Origin of the sequence: Natrinema sp. CGMCC1.2065 (assembly GCF_051225675.1) — an archaeon.
Lineage (GTDB): Archaea > Halobacteriota > Halobacteria > Halobacteriales > Natrialbaceae > Natrinema > Natrinema thermotolerans.
In genome coordinates, this window is the sequence record NZ_JBPJSJ010000015.1 from 84832 (window position 1) to 104610 (window position 19779).

Sequence of the window (19779 nt, forward strand, 5' to 3'; positions counted from 1 at the left end):
CGGCGGGCTCCCATATCCGGGCGTGCAAGAGTACGAGCGCAAGCAACTGCTCGAGCGCGTCGAGCGCGAGGGCGCGACCGTCGGCGCGGACATCCCGGAGACGATCACGGTCCAGGACGAGGAGATCGATCTCCGGACCTTCGTCTTCGAGATCAAGCGCCGCGAGACGGTGCCGTCCGGCGAACGCGAGCGCGTCGAGCAGGCCAAGCGGAACCTGCGACGCGAGCGGCTCGAGCGACTCGAGCGGATCGAGGAGGGTGCGATCACCCGCGAGGAGGGCGAGGAACTCGCCCAGAGCATCATCGGCATCGACCGGGCGTTGAACGCCCTCGAGAGCCTCGGCCCGACGGACCTCGAGCGCGAGCAACAGGCCAAGCAGGCCCAGGACCGCAAGCGCTGGATGTCCTTCCTGAAGAAGGCGCTGGGACGGGAGGACGACGGAGCCTCCCGGAGGGGCCGATGACGACGAACGCCGAGATCGCGGCCCGGTTCGAGGAGTTCGCCGACCTGCTCGAGGCCGACGATGTCGAGTACAAGCCCCGCGCCTACCGGCGCGCGGCCGAGAACGTCCGGGCCCATCCGTCGCCGATCGCCGACCGGGTCGCGGCCGGCGACCGCGAGGTCCTCGAGAACATCGACGGCGTCGGCGACGCCATCTCCGCGAAGATCGTCGAGTACGTCGAGACCGGCGGAATCGAGGAACTCGCGGAACTGCGGGCCGAGCTGCCGATCGACATTGCCGACATCACCCGCATCGAGGGCGTCGGCCCCAAGACCGCGGGGAAGCTCTACCGCGAACTCGGGGTCGAGACGTTGGACGACCTCGAGGAAGCGGCCGAGGCCGGCGAGGTGCAGGACGTCAAGGGGTTTGGCCCGAAAACGGAGCAGAACATCCTCGAGAACCTCGAGTTCGCCCGAACGGTCGGCCAGCGCCAGCTCCTGGGTGAGGCCCGGCCGCTTGCTGACGATGTCCTCGCGTACCTCGAGGGTCTCGAGGCGGTCGAGCGCTGCGAGGTGGCGGGCTCGATCCGCCGATGGCGCGAGACGATCGGCGACGTGGACGTCCTCGCGGCGACCGAAGACGGCGAGGCGGTCGTCGAGCAGTTCGTTTCGTGGGAGTCGGTCGACGACGAGATCGAGTCCGGCCCCGAGAAGGCCAGCGTCCGCGTCGGCGAGAGCCGCGTCGACCTGCGGGTCGTCGTCCCCGCGGAGTTCGGCTCGGCGCTGCAGTACTTCACCGGGAGCAAGGACCACAACGTCGCCCTGCGCAACTACGCGATCGACCGCGGGATGAAATTAAACGAGTACGGGGCCTTCGACGTCAGCGAGGTCGAAGACCACGAGGCGGACCAGCGCATCGGCGACCGCATCGCGGGCGAGACCGAGGCGGGGATGTACGAGGCGCTCGGGTTGGACTGGATCCAGCCCGAACTCCGGACCGATCGCGGCGAGATCGACGCCGCGGCGGCCGACGAGTTACCGGCCCTGCTCGAGCGCGACGATATCCGTGGCGACCTGCATACCCACACCGAGTGGTCCGACGGCAACACCTCCATCGAGGCGATGGTCGAGGCTGCCGCGGACCGGGGCTACGACTACTTCGGGATCGCCGATCACGCCGAGGGCCCGGGCGTCGTCGGCGGCATGGGCCTCGCCGACGACGAGATCCTCGAGCAGGTCGCGGAGATCCGTGCAGTCGGCGACGACGCTGACATCGAGGTCCTCGCGGGGATCGAGGCCAACGTCGACGCCGCGGGCGAAGTCGACCTCTCCGAGGACGTGATCGACGCGCTGGACGTGATCGTCGCCTCGACCCACAGCGCCCTGAGCCAGGACGCCGAGACCGCGACCGAACGGCTCGTCCGGGCCGTCGAGAACCCGACGATCGACGTCCTCGGCCACCCCAGCGGCCGCCTGCTCAACGAACGCGCCGGCCTCGAGTTCGACGCGACCGCGCTCGGAGCGGCCGCCGCCGAGAACGACACCGCCCTCGAGGTCAACGCCAACCCCCGTCGGCTGGATCTCTGGGGCAGCGCGGTACAGGCGGCCATAGACGAGGGCGCGGTGATCGCCGTCAATACCGACGCCCATCGGCCGGCGACGCTCGAGTACATGCGCTGGGGCGTCCACACCGCACGCCGGGGCTGGGCCGAGCCCGCGGACGTGATCAACACCTGGAAACTCGACGAATTACGGCAGTTCCTCCACTGACACGTCCCCGCTACACCATGCGACTCCTCCTCGATCTCATGTGCGGCGGGCTCCGTGCCTATCTGCGGATGTGCGACCACGACACCGCCTACGCCGGCGACCGCGGCCTCGAGGCCGACGACGACCTCCTCGCCGTCGCCCGCGAGGAGGACCGAACCGTCGTCACGCGAGACGTCGACGTGGCGGCCCGCGCCGACGAGTCGATCCTCCTCGAGAGCCGCGACGTCGAGGCCCAACTCGCCGAACTCGACGCGGCGGGCGTCGATCTCACCCTCGCCGACGACCCCGACTTCTGCGGGCGGTGTAACAGCTCGCTCGAGCCGGTCGGCCCCAACGACTCGACGCCGGACTACGCGCCGGATCCCACGGAGTTCGAGACGTGGGTCTGTCGGGACTGTGGCCAGCACTTCTGGCGCGGGAGCCACTGGGACCGGGTCGCGGAGACGCTCGCGAGAATACGCGACTCGTAGCGTGGTCAGTCGAAGCCGTCGGTCCCGGCCAGCAGGTGGTCCTCGAGAACGCCCTCGTCCAGTTCGATCCCCAGCCCCGGCTCGGTCGGCACGTCGATGTAGCCGTCCTCGATGAGTGGCTCCTCGCGTGCGAGCAGGTCGTCCCACCAGTCGACCTCGAGGGCGTGATATTCCAGCACGTCGGCGTTGGGGACGGCGGCACAGAGGTGGACGCAGGCCATCGTGCCGACGGGGCTACAGACGTTGTGCGGCGAGAACGGAATGTAGCGCTCCTCGGCGCGCTGGGCGATCCGTTTCGACTCGGCGAGGCCGCCGCAAGTGGTCGGGTCGGGCGTGATCACGTCGACCGCGTAGTCGTCGAGCAGGTCGCTCAGTTCGTGGATACGAAAGCGGTTCTCGCCCGTCGCGAGCGGTGTCTCGGTCCGGCGGGCGACCTCTCTCTGGGCGTCGGTCTCCTCCGGCGGGACGACGTCCTCGAGCCACATGAGATCGTAGGGCTCGAGTGTGCGGGCGAGCCGAGTTGCGCTCTCGACGGTGTAGTCCCAGTGGCAGTCGAAGGCGAGGTCGATCTCGCTCCCGACGGCGTCGCGGACGGCCGCGACGACGTCGACCTTGTGATCGATCGCGGCGTTGGTGAGCCGGCCGTTGTAGGGATCGGGCTCGTTGTCCCGTTCCACGTCGAGGTCGAACTTGATCGCGTCGAAGCCCATGTCGACGACGCGCTCGGCTTCGGCGGCGTAGGCCTCGGGGGTGTAGGCGTCCGCGTCGGCGTACTCGGTGAACCCGCCGTCGTCGACCGCGTAGGCCTCGCCGGCGTGACAGTCGCAGTAGAGCCGGACCCGATCGCGGTAGCGCGAGCCGAGCAACTGGTAGACCGGCAGGTCCAGGACCTTCCCGGCGGCGTCCCAGAGCGCGATCTCGATGCCCGAGGCGGCGGTGACGACTTTCCCCGTCGTCCCGCCGTGGCCCGACGTCTCCTGCACGATGCGCCGGAACAGCCGCTCGACGTCCAATGGGTTTTCGCCGACCAGAAACCGGTTCGCGTACTCGATCAGTTCCGGGACGCCGCCCCCGCGGTAGGCCTCGCCGATCCCCGTCACGCCCGCATCCGTGTGGACTTTCACGAGGTTCCACTCGAAGTTTCCGTCGACGACCGCCGATTCGATTCCGGTGATCGCGACGTCGTGACCCGCCGGGCGATCCGTGGCGTGGTTCGAAAAATCCCTCACCGCCGATCACCGACGACGACGGTGGTACTGGGTTCGCGGTCGAACGACGACGCGGCGAGACGGGGACTCGAGATCATCGTGGGAAATACTGGCACACGTTCGCACGTCAAACCACCGGCTCGAGCATCGATGGCGGACGGTATGCGGTCCCGGCGGTACTAATAGACGGCGGCGTCGTCGAACCGCCCGTCGTAGGCGATATGCTGTGGATGGGTCGGCTCGGTTCCCGAGAGGAAGAGCCGGTCGACCTTCTCCCAGGTGTTCTCGTAGACGAGATTGCCGAGTTCCGAAGCGGTCGTCGACCAGCGATACGGCCCGTCGTCGTAGATCACGCGGCGAGCGACCCCGTCGTCGAACGCCTCGAGGAGGTCGGCTTCCGTCTCGATCGCGGCCTCGAGGGCGGTGTGGGCGACCCCGACGGACCGCGGGAGGTGTGCGTACGACGACGTGAAGGGCGGCAGCGAGAGGGAGTCGGCGAGGTCGCGGGCACGTCGGTTATCCCACGGGAAGTGTCGCGGGTTGAAGATCTCGATGGCATCGATCACGTCGGCGTACCGGCGCAGATCCGCCTCGGAGAGACTCACGTTCGCAAACTCCGGATGCGGGACGAGTACCGTTGCTCCCTGGCGCTCGAACTCGGCCATCGCCGTCTCGAGCGGGATGAAATCGGGAACCGGCTCCTCGAGGCCCAGAGCGAGGACGTGTTTGCGGTTCCGCCACGTTCCGGTGAACACCTCGCGGGCGGGGATCACCAGCAGGTCGTCGTCGGAATAGGCCGCCGCCCGCTCGCGGGTCTCCGGAAGCCGGGTGAAATGCGGTGCGTAGACGATCGCGTCGAGACCGGCCCGTTTTGCCCGCTCGACAACGCGATCGGTCAGCACCTTCACGTGGGGGTCGACTCGGTACGTCACTCCTCGATCACGCCCCCCACTTTCGGGACAGCCGAGTTATGAATTCTGATTCGGCGGCCGATCGGCCACCTGTCTTCCGACCGATGGGCTCGGCTGCGAAAGGATGATTAGGGCGGCCGTGCGAGTTCCGGTATCGAATGGCCTGGGAATGCGGAATCGACGGCTGTGGATCGGTCTTCGAAGACGTCGAGTCGGCCGTCGTCCATCAGGCGACGGAACACCAGCGCCGCGAGTGTAAGGTCTGTGGCACCGTCGTCCCCGACGGCTACCTCGCGATCCGACACGCCTTCACCGAACACAGTCGCGCCGAGTACGTCCGCGCCTACGGTGCCAGCTCCGAGGCGGTCCGGGAACGCGAGGAACTGCTCGAGGAGATCGAATCGGTCGCGGACATGAAAACGATCGCGAACGAACTGAAGCGGTAACGGCAATCGTCGTCCCTGCCGTGGCGTCCTCACTCTCGCCGTCCGCTCGAGCCACGTTGTATCGGCGTCAGTAGTTGTCGATAATCGCCGAGACGCAGCCGGAACTCTCCTTGTAGGAGGTATGGTCGGGGACGGCGTCGCTCACGTCGACATCGGCGTAGTTACTCGCCGTCTCCCCGTCGGAGAACCAGCCGCCGCAGTCGGCCGGTCCGCTCCCGAGTCGGGCGATGCTGTCGTTGGTCGAGTAGTAGTTGTGGACCTCGCCGGCCGAGGACTCGATAGCGTCGTCAAAGTCCCCGCTCTCACAGGGAGCGTCATCCACCTCGTAGGAGCCGATGCTGTCTGCTGTCTCGACAGTGAACGCGCCGCCGATGGCCGCGAGCGTCTCCATCTGGACGATTCCGCCCATCGAGTGGCCGAGGATGCGGATCGTCGTGTCCGGGTTCGCGTTCGTGTAGTCGCCGAGCCAAGCGGCGAAGGCGTCGCCGGTGTCTCGAGCGCTCGCTTCGGCGGAACTTGGGAGGCCGCTGTCGTCCCACGTCACGGCGGTCACGGTCTCGGTATAGCCGAGATCCCTGGCGGTCTGCTGGAAGGTCGCGGCCTCGTTGACGCTCTCCGAGGATCCCGTATAGCCGTGGACGTTGAAGACGACCTCGTCCTCGTTTTGTGGCGCGTCGTCGATGCTGGGCGTCCCATACCGGAAGTCGACCTCCATGATCTCGTCGGTGTCGGCCGCGACCGACCCCGACGCGACGCTCAACCCGGTCCCGGCGACGACCGTCGCCGCCGTCGTCCGCAGCATTCGCCGCCGCGAGAGCGTCGTATCACTGTTCCCCGCAGTCGAATCCGCGTGTGCTTCGTGAGTCATCAGTTATCGTTCGCGTTGTGGTAGCGAACGACAATCCCATTCTCGTGTCCGTCGTTACCGCTTTATCTTCGGAACTGAACGTTTTTATTACAGGGCAGATGGCTAGCTCGTCCCGACTAGCCGTCGATCGGTTTCGCGACCGCTGGTAAATGTCGTGGGTAGGTTGACGACGGATGTGGCTCGCCCGCTCGGATTACGATGCCGGGTGCCCGCGGACAATCACCTCCGTCGTTACTGTGTCTCGCAAACTGGCGTAGAAACGTCCGCGAGGCTCACTTCGTTCGCGCCGAGCGACCCCATCCGCGACCGCTCGTTACTGTCCGTTTACGGGTGCGTCGCATCCGCTCGCATCGTCGACGAACTACCGTTCGTCGGAATCCAGCACGCGAATCTGGTCGCCCCGAACCGTCACCGGAATCGGAACCGTCGCCTCGTACAGTTCGACGGTCACCTGGTCTTTGCCTTCGTCGATTCGCTGTACCTGTGCCTTCTCGCCCTTGAACGGACCGGCGATGAGTTCGACGATGTCGCCCTCGGCGATCCCCTCGACGTCCGGCTTCGGCGAGAGGAAGTGTTCGACCTCCGAAATGTCGGACTCGCCGGGGACGATGCTGCGGGCGTGGGGAATGTCCTCGAGGACGCGGTTGAGGACGGCGTTGCCCTCGGCTTCGACCATCACGTAGGAGGTCAGCGAGTCGGGGGCCAGCGCCGCGTGGATCTCCGGCTCCTCGCGGTTGATGATCATGTCGGCGACGGTTCGTTCCTGACTCGCCGTCGTTTTGACAGCGTAGATCCCCATTAGATGCCACCACCGCCCGAGATGAACAGCATAATCGCGCCGATGATGAAGCCGACGAGGCCGACCAGGAAGATCCCCGCACCGGCGATCTTCGACACTTGGAGGAACTCCTCGGTCGTGGGTGTCGTCGCCATTTTCAACACCCGAACGTACGAGGTGAGGTCGTAGGGAACGTCCATATCTGTCTATTCACAGCGCGGGGTCTTTTATCTGTCTTTCGTGTCAGCCGAAGTGTTGCCACGAGTGCCCCCGCTCAGCGGGCCGACTCGAGGCAGCTATCGACGTTGCACTCGACGGCCCGGCGTCCAAACCGCTCGCCCCCCAAGCGCCGCCGCATGGCTGAAGACGATACCGACAGAACCGACGAGTACGAGGCCGAACGGGAAGCCGAAATCGAAGACGAACTCGAGCGGATCGACCGCGACCCCGACGAAGTCGACGACGGCGACGGTACTCTCGGGACGCAGAACGCGCCCCGGGAGAACGCGGAGACCCTCGAGGAAGCGGAAGGCGAAGCCGAGGAGGAGTAACGCCGAACGACTCGCAGACCGCGACGAAAGCGGGTCGGAAACGGCAGTAACCGGGACGTGCCGGTTTTTGTGACCAAGATCAACGGCGATCAGGGCCGGGGGCCCGGCGGTCGCTCGCCCGGGCCCGGACCGCCCGGAATCGGGGGCCGCTGCCGTTCCGGCTCCGGCCGGGAGCCAAGCGTCAGTTCGACGGTCCCCCGCTCGCCGTCGCGGACGATCTCGACCTCGACCGTCTCGTCCGGCGACGCCTCGAGCGCGAGATACGAGGAGAGTTGGTCCTGCGTGGGGATCGGCGTCCCCTCGATGGCGACGATCACGTCGCCGGTCCCGGGCCGTCCCGTTACCGCCGGCTCGAGGACGCCGTCCGCGGGGGAGTTCGGGACGACCTCGGCGACCAGCACGCCGGTCGCCTCCTCGAGGCCGATTTCCTCGGCGACGCTCGGGCCGACCGGTCGGACGCCCACGCCCATGTAGGGATGTTCGTAGTCGCCGTCCTCGATGAGCGCGGGGACGACGCGGTTCGCCAGTTGCGCGGAGATCGCGAAGCCGATGGTCTGGCCGGCCCCGGCGAAGACGACGCCCAGCACCTCGTTGTCGAGGCTCACCAGCGGCCCGCCGCTGTTGCCGGGGTTGATCGGCGCGTCGGTCTGGATCGCGGCCGGGATCGAGAACCCGGTCGGGCTGGGAAGCGCCCGATCGAGCCCGCTGACGATCCCCTGTGAGACGGAGGCGTCGAGCCCCAGCGGGTTGCCGATGGCGAGGACTTCCTGCCCGATCACCGGCCGGAAGTCGGCCAGCGAGAGCCCGTCGGCGACATCCGGCACGTCCTCGACTTCGAGGACGGCGAGGTCGCTGTAGACGTCGGTACCGACGACGGCGGCCGTCCGCCACTCGCCGTTGTTGAACTGGAGTTCGATCCCGCCCTCACTGGCAGCCTCGACGACGTGGTTGTTCGTCAGGACGTATCCGTTCTCGAGGACGAACCCGGTGCCGAGACCGCCTCGCCCGCCGCCCGGACCGCCGGTCCCGGCGACGGACACCAGGACGACGGAGTCGATCGACTCCTCGTACACCGCCGCGTACTCGCTGTCGACGTCGGGGCCCTCGCCCGCCGCGCTCGAGTCGCCGTCGTCCTGTGCAGCGCCGGTTCCCGCCCCGCCGAGGCCCAGCGCCGCGATGGTGCTGATCGTTCCAGCCGTCCGCAAGAACCGTCGTCGCGTCCGTTCGTTCGATGGCACGCGGATAGCCACCCCGACGAGCGACATAAAACGGGAGCCGGCAGGGGCAGCCGATCGGCCCCGAACAGCAGGGTCAGGCCTCGTCGAAGAGGTCTTCGCCCTCGACCGCGTGTTCCGCAACGGCGTCCATGTCGAGCGTGACGCCCAGGCCGGGCTCCTCGGGGATCTCGATGGAGCCGTCCTCGATGACAGTCTCCTCGACCAAGTCCTCCCACCAGTCGAGTTCGTAGGAGTGGTACTCGACGGCCAGGGCGTTCGAGATGGCCGCGCCGACGTGGGCGCTGGCGACCGTCGCGACCGGCGAGGCGACGTTGTGCATCGCGACCGGGACGTAGTACATGTCCGCCAGATCCGCGATCTTGCGGGTTTCGCGCATCCCGCCGACCTTCGGCATATCGGGCGCGATGATGTCGACGGACTGCTCCTCGAGCAGGCGGCGCTGGCCGTGTTTCCGGTAGACGTTCTCGCCGACGGTGATCGGCGTCGTCGTCGACTGCGTGATTTCGCGTTGCACGTCGTGGTTCTCCGGCGGCACGGGGTCCTCGAGCCACCAGACGTCGTACTCCTCCAAGCGCTTCGCGAGCCGCTTGGCGCTGCCGCCGGAGAAACTCCAGTGGCAGTCGAAGGCCACGTCGGCGCGCGAGCCGACGCGCTCGGTGACCGCCTCGACGATCGAGGCTTTGTGTTCGATTTCGGGAGCCCGGAGGTGGCGGTTCGCGCGGTCCTTCTCGTGGCCGCTTGGCACGTCGAGGTCGAACTTCAGGGCGTCGTAGCCCAACTCCTCGACGACGCGCTCGGCCTCGTCGGCGCAGGCGATCGGATCCGCCTCTTCCTCGGTGTGGCAGTCACAGTAGACCCGGACCTCGTCGCGGTACTTGCCGCCCAGCAGCTGGTAGGCCGGCACCTCAAGGATCTTGCCGGCCAGATCGTGCAGGGCGACCTCGATGCCCGAAATCGCGGTGACCGTGACGCCGCCGATCGAGCCCTCGCCGGACATCTTCTGGACGAGGTGTTCGGTCAGTCGGTCGATGTCCAGCGGGTTCTCGCCCTGCAGGAACGGCGTCATCCGCTCGATCAGTTCCGGCGCGCCGGCACCCCAGTAGGCCTCGCCGGTGCCGACGATCCCCGCGTCCGTGTAGACCCGCACGAGCGTCCACGGGAAGTTGCCGTCGACCATCGTCGTCTGGACGTCAGTGATCTCGACATCCCGACCGCCGCCGCGCTCGCGCGTGACTCCCATCGTCTCCGCCGAGAGGTCCCGCATCGTGTACTCGGCGTTCGGGTCGTGCAGCCTCGAGTAATCGACTCCCATAGTCGGACGTTCACTCGCACGGTAGTAATAACTGTCACCTGCGGTGGGCGGGGTTGCGCAGTCGTGCCGGACGGGACGGAGTATCCTGGCCGGTTCACGTACTGGACTCGTCCGAAACGGCGTCCGTCGCCGCTACCACCCCGTCGGGCGAGAGTGCGTACACCCCGTTCGCGTTCATGACGAGATTCGAGACGATCGAGTGCGACGACGCTTGCCACTGAGTGGAGCCGTCCGATTGCGAGAGAGCGACCAGTCCACCGGGTGCAGCCCCGACCAACACTGACTCGGGTGTACAGACAGGGGCCGACAGCGTCGTTGACGACTCGCCTGTTCCGTCGTCGCGTGGGATCGGCGCCTCCCACGTTCGCTCGCCGGTTTCGGCGTCGAGGGCGACGGTCTGTCCGCCGGACTCGTCCGAGACGTAGACGGTCCCGTCCCGAACGGCTGGGATCGTATACCGGTCGGGCGTGTCAGTCACGCGCTCCCGCCACTCGAGGTCGCCGGTTTCCGCCTCGAGCGCGTACAGCGTTCCCTCGTTGTTCAGGACGTAGACGGCGTTGCCGACGACCGGCGACGAATACGTTTCGCCGATCACGTCGGTCGTCCAGCGGATCTCCCCCGTTCCCTTCTCGAGGGCAGTGAGCGTCCCGCCCTCGCCCGCGGTAGCGTCGATCACGAAAACCCTCTCGTCCGAGCTGCTGATACCGACTGCCGTCCACTCGGGTTCGAACGGCCACGCCGGCTCGCCCGTGTCGACTGCAAACGTCTGGATTCCGCCGCCAAGTTGAAGATAGGCGAAGTCGTCGTCAACAAGCACGTCCATGAGCGGTGTACTCGCGGATGTCTTCGAGACGATGTTCCACTCATCGATATCGATCCAGTACACTGCTGATTTCGTGTGGACTCCCAACAGCGAGCAGTGGATTGCCGGATAGACACGTAACCGAGATTGCAGCGAGAGTGAGTCGACCCTACCCGACGGTATATGATACCGATGAACGGTCTTTCCCTGCTCGAGATGCCAAATAACGTACTCGTCGGTACACACAACCATTGCCCGTCCCGAAATAGAATTCACAGGCCCCCCTTCGCTTCGCAACGCGGGCTGACGCTTCATCGATTGGTCGATGGCAGCATTTCGTTTTGGATCGCGCTGGAGCGTCGGCCAAGCGGCTCGCTCACTGCACCCGTCTACTGGGATGGAGTTCGGTAGCAACGGCTCATTCGAACCGACGCCACCTGTGATGGCGAGCGTTCCGTAGCCCAGTACGCTACCACCACCAAGCAGTAATGCCGCCCTCCGACGCGATATTTCGACCATATCTAACGTAAGATCAGGCAGTAAAAATCACTGGTGCAGTATTATTATACTACCTCACCGATCCATGATAGCTGATATCCGTATGTTGGTATAAACGAGAAAAACGTTTCAGAGCTATTTGTAGCTTCAGTCACACACTGTCCCAATTGAATCCTACTAATCATGTATGATAGCGAAAATACGACAGGCGACGTCAGTATCGGCTACGACTCGAGGTCGTCGGGTACGTCCTCGAGGGCGGCGTCGGTCGCTTCCATCGCGGCGAAGGCGGCCCGCTTTTCGGCCGTTCGCCGTTCGATCGCCGCCGGTCCGACGGCGAGTTCGATCCGGGTCACGTCCGCGTCGGGACTCGAGGTACCCAGCAGGGTGACGGGACCGATCTCGCGGGTGTTGCGGACGTGGGTCCCGCCGCAGGCCCGCGCGTCCCACGGCTCCGGGGAGCCGGTCGTCGCGGTGAATCGACCCGTTCGCTGGCGGTCCTTCTCGTCCTCGATCGAAACGGTTCGGACGCGGCCCTCTTCCACGGCGGCGTCGTCGGCGTGGTCGTCGAAGACGACGGCGTCACGCTCTCGGACCGCCGACACCGGCTCGTCGTCCCACGATACCGGCCGGGACTCCCAGACCACGCGGTTGACCGCCTCGTCGAGTTCCAGCAACCGCTCGTCGTCGACCGTCGCCGCCGTCTCGAGGTCGACCCGGACTGTCTCGGGGCCGATCTCGAGGCCGGCATAAGAGCTGTCGGGAAGCAGTCGGTCGGCGACCCCGAGCAGGACGTGACTGGCGGTGTGGGCCCGCATGCAGTACATCCGGAAGGACCAGTCGACCGAACAGAGAACGCGGTGGCCGACCGAAAACGAGGGGGCGTCGGCCAGCACGTGGACCTGCTCGCCGTCGACCAGTTCGACGTCGGTGACCGCGGTGGCGGCGACTGTCCCCCTATCGGCCGGTTGGCCGGCGCTCGCCCCGAAGAAGTGACTGCGCTCGAGCCAGACCCGTCGCCCGTCGATCGACGTCACCTCGGTCTCGAACCGCGTCGCGTACGGCTCCGCCGCCGCCCGTTGCCCGGTCATCGGTTCCAGTCGGTTCTCGGTCACTAAAAGTCTGCCCGCCGAGACCGTCGCCCGACGCGAGAAAAACTACCGGTCGCTTACTCCGCGAGCGTCACGTCCAGTCGCTCCTCGAGGGCGTCGATCAGGCCGCCGCCGACGCCGGCCTGGGTCGCTCGACCCTGTTCGACCGCGAGGATGTCCTTCTCGGGTGCGCCGAGTTCCTCGGCGAGTTCCTCGCGCTGGAGGCCGGCCTCCCGTCGGGCCTCGACGAGGGCCTCGCCGTAGTCCGAGACGAGGTAGGGAAGGGGGTCGTCGTCGTAGTTGGTACCCTCGCTCTCCCAGTGTTCGGAGTCGCCGTCCCAGACCGGATTGGCCTTCGCGACGTTCTGGGCCGCCTTCCGCTTGCGGTTCGGTTCGTCGGTCGAGCCCGCGTCCTGCTCGCTTCGCTTTCGGTCTCCCCCGCCGTGGGCCTTCGAATCGTCGTGTGGCGCGCAGTCAGGACAGACCTCGAGTTCCGCGCCGGCGACCGACGCGAGCGTCAGCGAGTCGCTCTCGGTACCACAGAGTTCGCAGTTCGTCCCGCCGCCACCGCCGGACGAACCGGTCGAGTATTTGGCCATGCGGACGTTTGGCATCTGCCGCATTTCAACGGTTCGGTAGCGTACACGCCGTCGCGACGGACACGGGCCGCGGGGGATTCCGTCGGTCAATCAGCGCCCGAACCGTTTCCTGATCGTCGCTCGCAACGGCAGCCCCAGCCCGCCGAGCAACGGTAGGACGACGACCGCCGCGATGTCGAGCGGGAGGCTGGCGACGCCCGCTGCCGCCGCGCCGACGGCCGCGAGCGGCGCGAGGACGGGCAGGACGTAGAGATACGACGGCGTCCACCCCGGGCCGCGTCGCGTGTGTCGGACGACGACGCCGAACAGCAGCGGCATGAGGACCGCACCGGCAAGCAGCGGGCCGCCGATCAGCGTCGTCGGCACCGCCACCGACAGCGCGACGACGATCGTCTCGTCGATCGTCACCGGTCCCCAGGTCTCCTCCCGGCGGACGACCCGCGAGACGAGCAGTCCGAGGGCGGCGAGGGCGACGACGCCCGCCAGCGCGCCGTACCACAGCGGCCGCTCGAGGGGCGGGGTCACGACCTCGAGACCGCGCATGAACGCGACGGTCGTCTCGACGCCCCCACGGTCGGCCGAGAGCGCGGTCCAGAGCCCTTGCGGGTCGGTACCGATCCCGGCCAGTTCGGCCCGGAGCGAGCGAAGCGCGCCCTCGTTCGCGAGTCCGTACTGGACGAGGCCGGCGGCGTAGACGATCACCGACAGCCAGAGCAGCGGCAGCGAGAAGTTCTGTCGCCGCCACCAGCCGGCGATCGGATTGGCCGTCGACCCGTCGTCACTGTCGGTCGTCCGCGATCGATCGGTACCGCCGGCAGTATCCCCGCCGGCTCGATTGCTCGTTCCCGAACCCGTCCCGCCGCCGGTCCCCGTCGCGGTTCCGGTGGCGGTCGCACTCGAGGCGTCGGCCGTCGCGCCGGCTGCTGACGTGTCCGTACTCGAGGTCGCGCCACCGGTTCCGGCACCCGAGTTGGTGGCACTCCTACCGGCGCTCGAGGTCGACGTCGAACCGTGACTCGAGGTCCCGGCGCTACTGCTCGCGGAGCCGGCCGCCGACGCGCCGGCGGCCGACGCCGACGCGGAGGCCGTCTCCGACTCCGAGTAGCTCACCTCCGTTCCCTCGTCGTCGCCGTCGTCGCTCTGCCAGACGTCGGGTGAGGGGAGGCCACTGGTCCGTTTGGCGACGTAGTCCTCGTGGCCCAGTCGGTCGTAGGCCTGTCGTTCGACGGGATCGCCGAGGATGTCGTAGGCGGTCTTGACTGCGGTGAACTGCGCCTGTGCGCGGTCGTCGTCGTTCACGTCAGGATGATAGACACGGACCTGCTCGCGGTAGGCGTCCTTGATCTCGTCCTGATCGGCGTCGGGCGAGATCTCGAGCAGATCGTAGAAGTCCTCTGTCATATGAGCGTAGGGAAGTGTAGTCTGTCCCCGAGTTGTGGGGGAGGGGTTATAGTTTCAATGTTATTGCCGATCCGAGCGGAGGCTCGGTCTCGAGCGCCGAGTGCGTTGTGGCCGCCGCCGGTCGGATCGGACGCGGACGGGCAGTCACGAGAAGTCCGCGAGCGACGACTGTCCGCTCGAGCGATCGCCGCCGAGCGCCCCCGGTTCCGGCTCGTCGTCGGTTGTGTCGGCAGTTGATTCGTCGTCGGTCGGCTCGAGGTTCGACCCCCCGTCGGCATCGTTCCCGCCCCCTTCCCAACTCTCGAGGCTGGCCTGATCGGCGGCCGCGAACTCGAGGTTGGCGACGCGGACGCCGACCTTGCGGACGGGTTCGGACTCGAACTCGGTGAAGAGATCGCGCGCGACGCGGTCGACCAGTTCGGGGTCGTCGACGGGGCCGGGGAGGGACCGCTCGCGCGTGTTGACGTCGTACGGCGGCGTGACCGCCTTGACGCCGATGGTTCGATACAGCGCGCCCTCCCGGCGGGCGCGGTCGGCGACGGCGGCCGCGAGCGTCTCGATCTGGTCGTACTTCGGCTCGGGTTCCGCGACGGCCTCGGCGAAGGCGGACTCCCGCGAGAAACTCTTGGGGTCGCCCTTGGGCTCGACGCGGCGGTCGTCGTCGCCGCGCGCGCGGTCGTACAGTTCTCGGCCGCGCTCGCCGAACCGCTCGACCAGTGGCTCCGGGTCGGCCGCCGCCACGTCGCCGGCCGTCTCGAGGCCCATCTCCCGAAGCTCGCGGGCCGTTACCGGGCCGACGCCGTGCAGCAGGTCGACCGCGAGCGGGGCGAGAAACTCGCGGATCTCGTCGGGTCGGACGACGGTGAGGCCGTCGGGTTTGTCGAAGTCGCTGGCGATCTTGGCCGTACTCATCGTCGGCGCGACGCCGACGCTGACGGCCACGCCGACTTCCCGGCGGATGCGGTCCTTGATGTGCCGGGCGAAGCCGTCGGCGACCTCCCACGCCGTCCGCTCGGTCACGTCGAGGTAGGCCTCGTCGATGCTGACCTCCCGGACCACGTCCGCGCAGTCGTGGAGGATCTCCCGGACGTCGGCCGCGACCGACTCGTAGTAGTCCATGTCGACGGGGCGGTAGTGGCCGGTCTCCTCGCGGTCCGTCCCCCCGTCGAGGTCGCCGACCTCGTGCGCCGCGCGTCTGGGCAACCGCTCGAGGGCCGTCGAAATCGCTTGGGCGCTCTCGACGCCGAACTCGCGGGCCTCGTAGCTGGCGGTAGCGACGGCCCCGACGGTCTCGCCGGGTTCGTACCCCATGCCGACGACGACCGGCTCGCCCCGGAGTTCGGGCTCGCGCAGCCGCTCGCAGGAGGCGTAGAAACAGTCGGCGTCGACGTGACAGACGATCCGGTCCTCGTCGGCCTCGCGCTCGACGCCCGGCAGCCGGGGCCCGTCGGACATTCGTCTACCGGTCGATTCGTCCGGACCGACGTGAACGTTGCGCCCGCCGTCGGCGGCCGCGGTCCGCCCGGATCGACGCCGCTACAACTCGTAGGCCATCATCGCCTCATCGACGTACTCGCCGTCGATCGTGTAGTGGTCCTTGCGGATCGCCTCGGTGTCCCAGCCGTGGACGGTCAGGAACTCGAGTGCGGTGTCGTTGACCACGGGAACGCTGTTGTAGAGCTTCCGGTAGCCGTTGGCCTCGGCCCACTCGATCCCGCGTTGCAGGAGCGTACTCCCGATCCCGTGGCCACGGTAGGCCTCGCGGACGCCGACGGTCTGTTGGGCGACCTCCCGGACCGGTTCGACCCGGTGGAGATCGAGGTGCGTCCAGCCGACGACCGCGCCGTCGACGGTCGCGACGAAGAACTGGCGGGTCTCGATCGCGTTGTGTCTGGTGACGGTGTCGTCGTAGAGCAGTTGTTCGGCGACCGTCTCGGCGACGACGTAGGTGTCCTCGGCCGTGACGTCCCTGATCGTCTCGATCAGTCCGTCGAAGTCGTCCTGTCTGGCGGGGCGGACGGTGACGGTAAACTCGTCCAACTCGTGTTTCTCGACGGCCCCGAACTCGAGCGCGAGTCGGAGGGTCCCGCCGTCCTCCGCGAGATAGCCGTCCTGCTTTAGCTCCTCGAGACGGGTCTGGAACTCCTCGACCGGGAGGGAGACGATCTCGCGCAGTTTGTGCCGTTCGACGGTCCCGTGGCGCTCGACGCACTCGTAGAGACGCCGGCTGGCCTCGGAATTAAACGTCGGCCGCTCGAGCGCATCCATACGACCGATACGGGGGACCGGCGCTTATTCCTTGCCCATTGGTGTCGATTAGCACGATAATCCAGTCAGAAACGCCGAACGGACCCGGTAGCGTCGTCAGTTGTACTCCCGCCACCGATTCCCGCACTCGGTACACTTGAAAAAGCGCGTCGGCGGCTCGTCGGCCGACGCGGTCTGTTTGAGCGTGTACCACGCTTCTTCGGCACCGCACTCGTCACAGATCACGTCGTTTGCCTTCGGTTTCCCCTCGAAGTTGGCGTTCTCGTCGGATTCGATCACGTCGTCGTCGGTCTGGGACTCCGTCGTGACGAAGGCGTCTTCCTGCTCGCGGTCGCGTTCGCTCGAGGCCCCGCAGTCGTCGTTCGTACAGACCATGCGGTCACCGCGAGCCTTCATCATCGAGCCGCAGTCGTCGCAGAATTGCATACCCGGCCGGTACGTGCCCGAGCGGCAAAAACACTCGAGATCGGCGGGTCACCGCTCCCGGTCGCCCGCCTCGTCCGCGAGGACGAACGGACAGTCCGCGACCCGGACCGTCTCGATCGTCGGCACCGCCAGGATCTCGGCGTCCGCGTGGGTGCAGGCGACGTCGGGCGGCTCGGTGAGGTATTCACACCCCTGGCAGTAGGCTCGCTTGTCGACCTCGCGGACCTCGCTGTCGTCCGCGTCCGTCGGTGCCGGCAGATTGTCGCCCTCGAGTTGCTCCCAGAGTCGGTCGGCGTCGATATCGGCGGTGTCCTGCCGATCGAATAGGTCGTCGAAATAGGCCGTCTCAGAGACTCTGTCGTCCGGTTCCGCGACGGTCGAGGCGATGCCATCGGGAGGATCGGCATGGTCGTCCGATTCGGGATCGTCGGACTCGAGCGGAGCCGCATCCGCGTCGTGAGTGATCTCGATTCCGGCGTCTCCGTCCGCGGATTCGCTTCCGTGGTCGTCCGCGGATTCAGCTCCGGCATCCATCTCGAACTCGCTCTCGTCGTCTCCGGTGTCGTCAGTCATCGGACTCACCGCCGGTCTCGGGGCCGGTGTCGTCGTTGTGCGTCGCCACTGCCGAGTCGATCGATTCGGCCGTCGGCGTCGGGTCGTCGTCGGTCGCGACCGCGGCCGCAGCGGTCACCAGCCGCCGACAGATCTCGTCACGACTCTCGCCGCGCCGGGCGGCTTCGTCGGGGACGGCAAAGGAAACGGCGCGCTCATCGTGGTTTCGGCTGGACATCTGTCCGTACTTGGGATATCGAGCGTATAAGCGTTGGTCCGAACTCGAGGGGGAGCCGCGCCGCCGGTCACCTGATCTTGCGGACGTTGCTGATGTCGAAGCCGCCGTCGTGGATCTCCGTCTCGAAGCGGACGATGTCCTCGTCCTCGAGCCGGGAGAGGACGCCCCGGAACTGCTCGACGACGAGGGTGCGGGCGCGTTCGGAGCCGCCGCTTTCCCACTCGAACAGCAGCGTGCCATCGGTAGCCTCCTTGAGCCGGCCGAGTTCCGTCGGCCCCAGCAGTTCGGCGTTGACCAGCAGGAGGATGACGCCGCCCCAGCGATGTGAGGCGCGTTTGAGTCCCTTCAGCAGGACGGTCAGGTCCGACCAGTTCAGCCGATCATCGGCCGCCGCCACGAGATCGGTGAGCGAGTCGATCACGACGAGGTTGTCGGTAGCGTGGTCGGTCAGGTACTCGCCCAGCGCCTCGAGGACGTCAGTACGTTCGTTGTGGCTGCCGAGTTCGGTGATGTCGGCCATCCCGTCGGCGTACCAGTCGGTCGGCACCGGCGTCAGCTGGAAGTACTCCTCGGCGAGTTCGACGAACCGGACGTCGTCCATCCCCGCGTCGACGAGGGCCTCGTCCATGACGAACTGCATCTCGTCGACGACGGCGCTCGGTTCGTCGGTAAACGAGACGTAGTGGACGTCCTCGGGGAGGGTCACGTCGGATGCGAGGTCGCCGTAGTAGAGGTCGAAGAGATCGGGGTCGGCCTCGACGAGCCCGTTCAGCACGGCGCTGGTGTAGCAGAACTCCCGCGCGCCGGCACCGGACTCGCCGGCCAGTAAGACGACGCTGCCGGTTGGCGCGCCGCCACCGATCATCCGATCGAGCCGCGAGACGCCGAGCGGCATCCGTTCCATACGGGGTCGTTTGCTCGCGTCCGTTTACCGGTTGCGGCCGACCGTTTGCGCTCCGCTCCCTCGCGTCGCTCGGTCGCTCGGCAAAAGGTCGATCAAAAGCCTCCTCCCTCCCTGCCGCTCGTTTCACTCGCTTCAGGTCGGTCGTCGGCCCGCTCGTCTTACCGCGGCGCTACGCGCCGCGGTTTCGTTCGCTCGCGGTGACAATATCTCCATCACTATCGGCGACCGACATCCGTCTCGACTCGAGCCCCACTCTCGGCCGCTTCGGCGAGGATCACGCGACCCTCGAGCCCGCGCTCCGCGAGCGCGTCCCGAGCCGCGGCCGCAGCCTCCTCGGCGTGGGGGGTATCGGTCACGCCGTAGACGACCGGGCCCCACGAGGACTGGCCGACGCCCGAGAGGACCGGGCAGTCCTCGAGCGCGTCGACGAGTTCGCCCGCGGGCGGCCGGAAGACCCCGCCCTGTGCGTCGGCGTACCAGGCACCGTTCTTGCGGCCGATCTCGGCGACGGCCTCGCCGAAGGGCTCGAGGCTGCCGCCGGCCGCGGCGGGCAGCAGTTTCCGGGTGACGACGCCGGCGATCTCGTCGGCGATCGCGGGGTCGGCCCGCTCGACGACCGCGCGCATGCTCTCGTCCTCGTCGTCGCCGCTGCGGCCGGGCTCGGCGTCGGGGACGACGACCAGAAAGCGCCAGTCATCGGGCAGGTCGTGGCGGGCGACGACCGGCGGCACCGTCCAGTCGCCTTCCGCCGGCGGCTCCGTGGTAAAGCGGTTCGTCGGGTGGCCGGCGTCGACGACGAACCCGCCACTCTCGAAGGTCGCGACGCCGACGCCGCTGCGGCCGCCCCGCCCCATCGCGGGCGCGTTCTCGCGGACCCGCGGCTCGAGTCCGTGGGCCCGTGCCGTCGCCGTCAGCACTGCCAGCGCGAGTTGGGTGCCGCTCCCGAGGCCGACGTGGCGCGGCAGTCCAGTAGGCGAGCGATCGCCGGCCTCGTGGCTGACGGCACC

At 67.5% G+C, this 19779-nt stretch carries 23 protein-coding genes; 5 read left to right on the plus strand and 18 right to left on the minus strand.

Annotated elements, in window-relative coordinates; genetic code table 11:
* Positions 1-22: 22 nt before the first annotated feature.
* Genes ACSBP4_RS15120 through ACSBP4_RS15130 form a run of 3 tightly spaced genes read left to right on the plus strand, consistent with a single transcriptional unit; the run spans position 23 to position 2681 of the window.
* Positions 23-463, plus strand: a complete 441-nt coding sequence (locus ACSBP4_RS15120) for a DUF5788 family protein (protein ID WP_049966729.1) — start codon at positions 23-25, stop codon at positions 461-463.
* The gene (gene polX, locus ACSBP4_RS15125; RefSeq protein WP_435552694.1) at positions 460-2211 is read left to right on the plus strand and encodes a DNA polymerase/3'-5' exonuclease PolX; all 1752 of its coding nucleotides are present in this window, start codon (positions 460-462) and stop codon (positions 2209-2211) included. The genes ACSBP4_RS15120 and polX overlap by 4 nt, the downstream gene beginning before the upstream one ends.
* A 17-nt stretch (positions 2212-2228) precedes the next feature.
* A complete protein-coding gene (locus ACSBP4_RS15130) occupies positions 2229-2681 on the plus strand; it encodes a Mut7-C RNAse domain-containing protein (RefSeq protein WP_435552695.1) in 453 nt (150 codons plus the stop codon).
* Between the two features lie 5 nt (positions 2682-2686).
* Here the strand turns inward: ACSBP4_RS15130 and ACSBP4_RS15135 are convergent, their stop codons facing one another.
* Both ACSBP4_RS15135 and ACSBP4_RS15140 read right to left on the minus strand, forming a co-directional pair.
* The gene (locus ACSBP4_RS15135) at positions 2687-3910 is read right to left on the minus strand and encodes a mandelate racemase/muconate lactonizing enzyme family protein (protein WP_435552696.1); all 1224 of its coding nucleotides are present in this window, start codon (positions 3908-3910) and stop codon (positions 2687-2689) included.
* 158 nt (positions 3911-4068) lie between these two features.
* Positions 4069-4821 (minus strand): PHP domain-containing protein, encoded by a 753-nt coding sequence (locus ACSBP4_RS15140; RefSeq protein ID WP_049966734.1) that lies wholly within the window; start codon positions 4819-4821, stop codon positions 4069-4071.
* A gap of 137 nt (positions 4822-4958) precedes the next feature.
* On the opposite strand from ACSBP4_RS15140, the gene ACSBP4_RS15145 reads away from it, so the two are divergent.
* Complete coding sequence (locus ACSBP4_RS15145) at positions 4959-5246, plus strand: DUF7565 family protein (RefSeq protein WP_006180676.1); 288 nt, start codon at positions 4959-4961, stop codon at positions 5244-5246.
* A 67-nt stretch (positions 5247-5313) separates the two neighbouring features.
* On the opposite strand, the gene ACSBP4_RS15150 is transcribed toward ACSBP4_RS15145, so the two are convergent.
* The 3 genes from ACSBP4_RS15150 to ACSBP4_RS15160 all read right to left on the minus strand — a co-directional run bounded on the left by ACSBP4_RS15150 (position 5314) and on the right by ACSBP4_RS15160 (position 7092).
* Complete coding sequence (locus tag ACSBP4_RS15150) at positions 5314-6114, minus strand: alpha/beta hydrolase (RefSeq protein WP_435552697.1); 801 nt, start codon at positions 6112-6114, stop codon at positions 5314-5316.
* Between the two features lie 361 nt (positions 6115-6475).
* Positions 6476-6913: a transcription elongation factor Spt5 gene (locus ACSBP4_RS15155; RefSeq protein ID WP_006180674.1), complete on the minus strand. Its 438-nt coding sequence runs from the start codon at positions 6911-6913 to the stop codon at positions 6476-6478.
* Positions 6913-7092: a protein translocase SEC61 complex subunit gamma gene (locus ACSBP4_RS15160; RefSeq protein ID WP_006180673.1), complete on the minus strand. Its 180-nt coding sequence runs from the start codon at positions 7090-7092 to the stop codon at positions 6913-6915. Before ACSBP4_RS15160 ends, ACSBP4_RS15155 begins: the two co-directional genes overlap by 1 nt.
* A 156-nt stretch (positions 7093-7248) precedes the next feature.
* Between ACSBP4_RS15160 and ACSBP4_RS15165 the strand changes: the two genes are divergently transcribed.
* Positions 7249-7443 (plus strand): hypothetical protein, encoded by a 195-nt coding sequence (locus ACSBP4_RS15165; protein WP_006650767.1) that lies wholly within the window; start codon positions 7249-7251, stop codon positions 7441-7443.
* A gap of 89 nt (positions 7444-7532) precedes the next feature.
* Here ACSBP4_RS15165 and ACSBP4_RS15170 read toward each other — a convergent pair whose 3' ends face one another.
* The 13 genes from ACSBP4_RS15170 to ACSBP4_RS15230 all read right to left on the minus strand — a co-directional run.
* Positions 7533-8708: a S1C family serine protease gene (locus ACSBP4_RS15170; protein WP_435552699.1), complete on the minus strand. Its 1176-nt coding sequence runs from the start codon at positions 8706-8708 to the stop codon at positions 7533-7535.
* 46 nt (positions 8709-8754) lie between these two features.
* Entirely contained in the window at positions 8755-9993 is a 1239-nt protein-coding gene (locus tag ACSBP4_RS15175) for a mandelate racemase/muconate lactonizing enzyme family protein (RefSeq protein WP_435552701.1), read from the minus strand.
* A gap of 94 nt (positions 9994-10087) precedes the next feature.
* Positions 10088-10879: a PQQ-binding-like beta-propeller repeat protein gene (locus ACSBP4_RS15180; RefSeq protein ID WP_435552702.1), complete on the minus strand. Its 792-nt coding sequence runs from the start codon at positions 10877-10879 to the stop codon at positions 10088-10090.
* Positions 10880-11517: 638 nt separating this feature from the next.
* Positions 11518-12384, minus strand: coding sequence for an alanyl-tRNA editing protein (locus ACSBP4_RS15185; RefSeq protein WP_435552703.1), 867 nt, complete (start codon positions 12382-12384; stop codon positions 11518-11520).
* 77 nt (positions 12385-12461) lie between these two features.
* Positions 12462-12983, minus strand: a complete 522-nt coding sequence (locus tag ACSBP4_RS15190; protein WP_049905944.1) for a helix-turn-helix domain-containing protein — start codon at positions 12981-12983, stop codon at positions 12462-12464.
* Positions 12984-13073: 90 nt separating this feature from the next.
* A complete protein-coding gene (locus ACSBP4_RS15195; RefSeq protein ID WP_435552704.1) occupies positions 13074-14384 on the minus strand; it encodes a J domain-containing protein in 1311 nt (436 codons plus the stop codon).
* 144 nt (positions 14385-14528) lie between these two features.
* A complete protein-coding gene (locus tag ACSBP4_RS15200) occupies positions 14529-15839 on the minus strand; it encodes a DNA polymerase Y family protein (protein ID WP_049966740.1) in 1311 nt (436 codons plus the stop codon).
* Between the two features lie 81 nt (positions 15840-15920).
* Complete coding sequence (locus tag ACSBP4_RS15205) at positions 15921-16652, minus strand: N-acetyltransferase family protein (RefSeq protein ID WP_435552705.1); 732 nt, start codon at positions 16650-16652, stop codon at positions 15921-15923.
* Between the two features lie 96 nt (positions 16653-16748).
* A complete protein-coding gene (locus ACSBP4_RS15210) occupies positions 16749-17078 on the minus strand; it encodes a transcription factor S (RefSeq protein ID WP_006180664.1) in 330 nt (109 codons plus the stop codon).
* Between the two features lie 48 nt (positions 17079-17126).
* Positions 17127-17651, minus strand: a complete 525-nt coding sequence (locus ACSBP4_RS15215; RefSeq protein WP_435552706.1) for a hypothetical protein — start codon at positions 17649-17651, stop codon at positions 17127-17129.
* A complete protein-coding gene (locus tag ACSBP4_RS15220) occupies positions 17644-17868 on the minus strand; it encodes a hypothetical protein (RefSeq protein WP_435552707.1) in 225 nt (74 codons plus the stop codon). Before ACSBP4_RS15220 ends, ACSBP4_RS15215 begins: the two co-directional genes overlap by 8 nt.
* A gap of 67 nt (positions 17869-17935) precedes the next feature.
* Positions 17936-18772, minus strand: coding sequence for an RAD55 family ATPase (locus ACSBP4_RS15225; protein ID WP_006650778.1), 837 nt, complete (start codon positions 18770-18772; stop codon positions 17936-17938).
* A gap of 215 nt (positions 18773-18987) precedes the next feature.
* On the minus strand, positions 18988-19779 hold a 792-nt coding region (locus ACSBP4_RS15230; protein ID WP_435552708.1), incomplete at its 5' end, for a beta-ribofuranosylaminobenzene 5'-phosphate synthase family protein.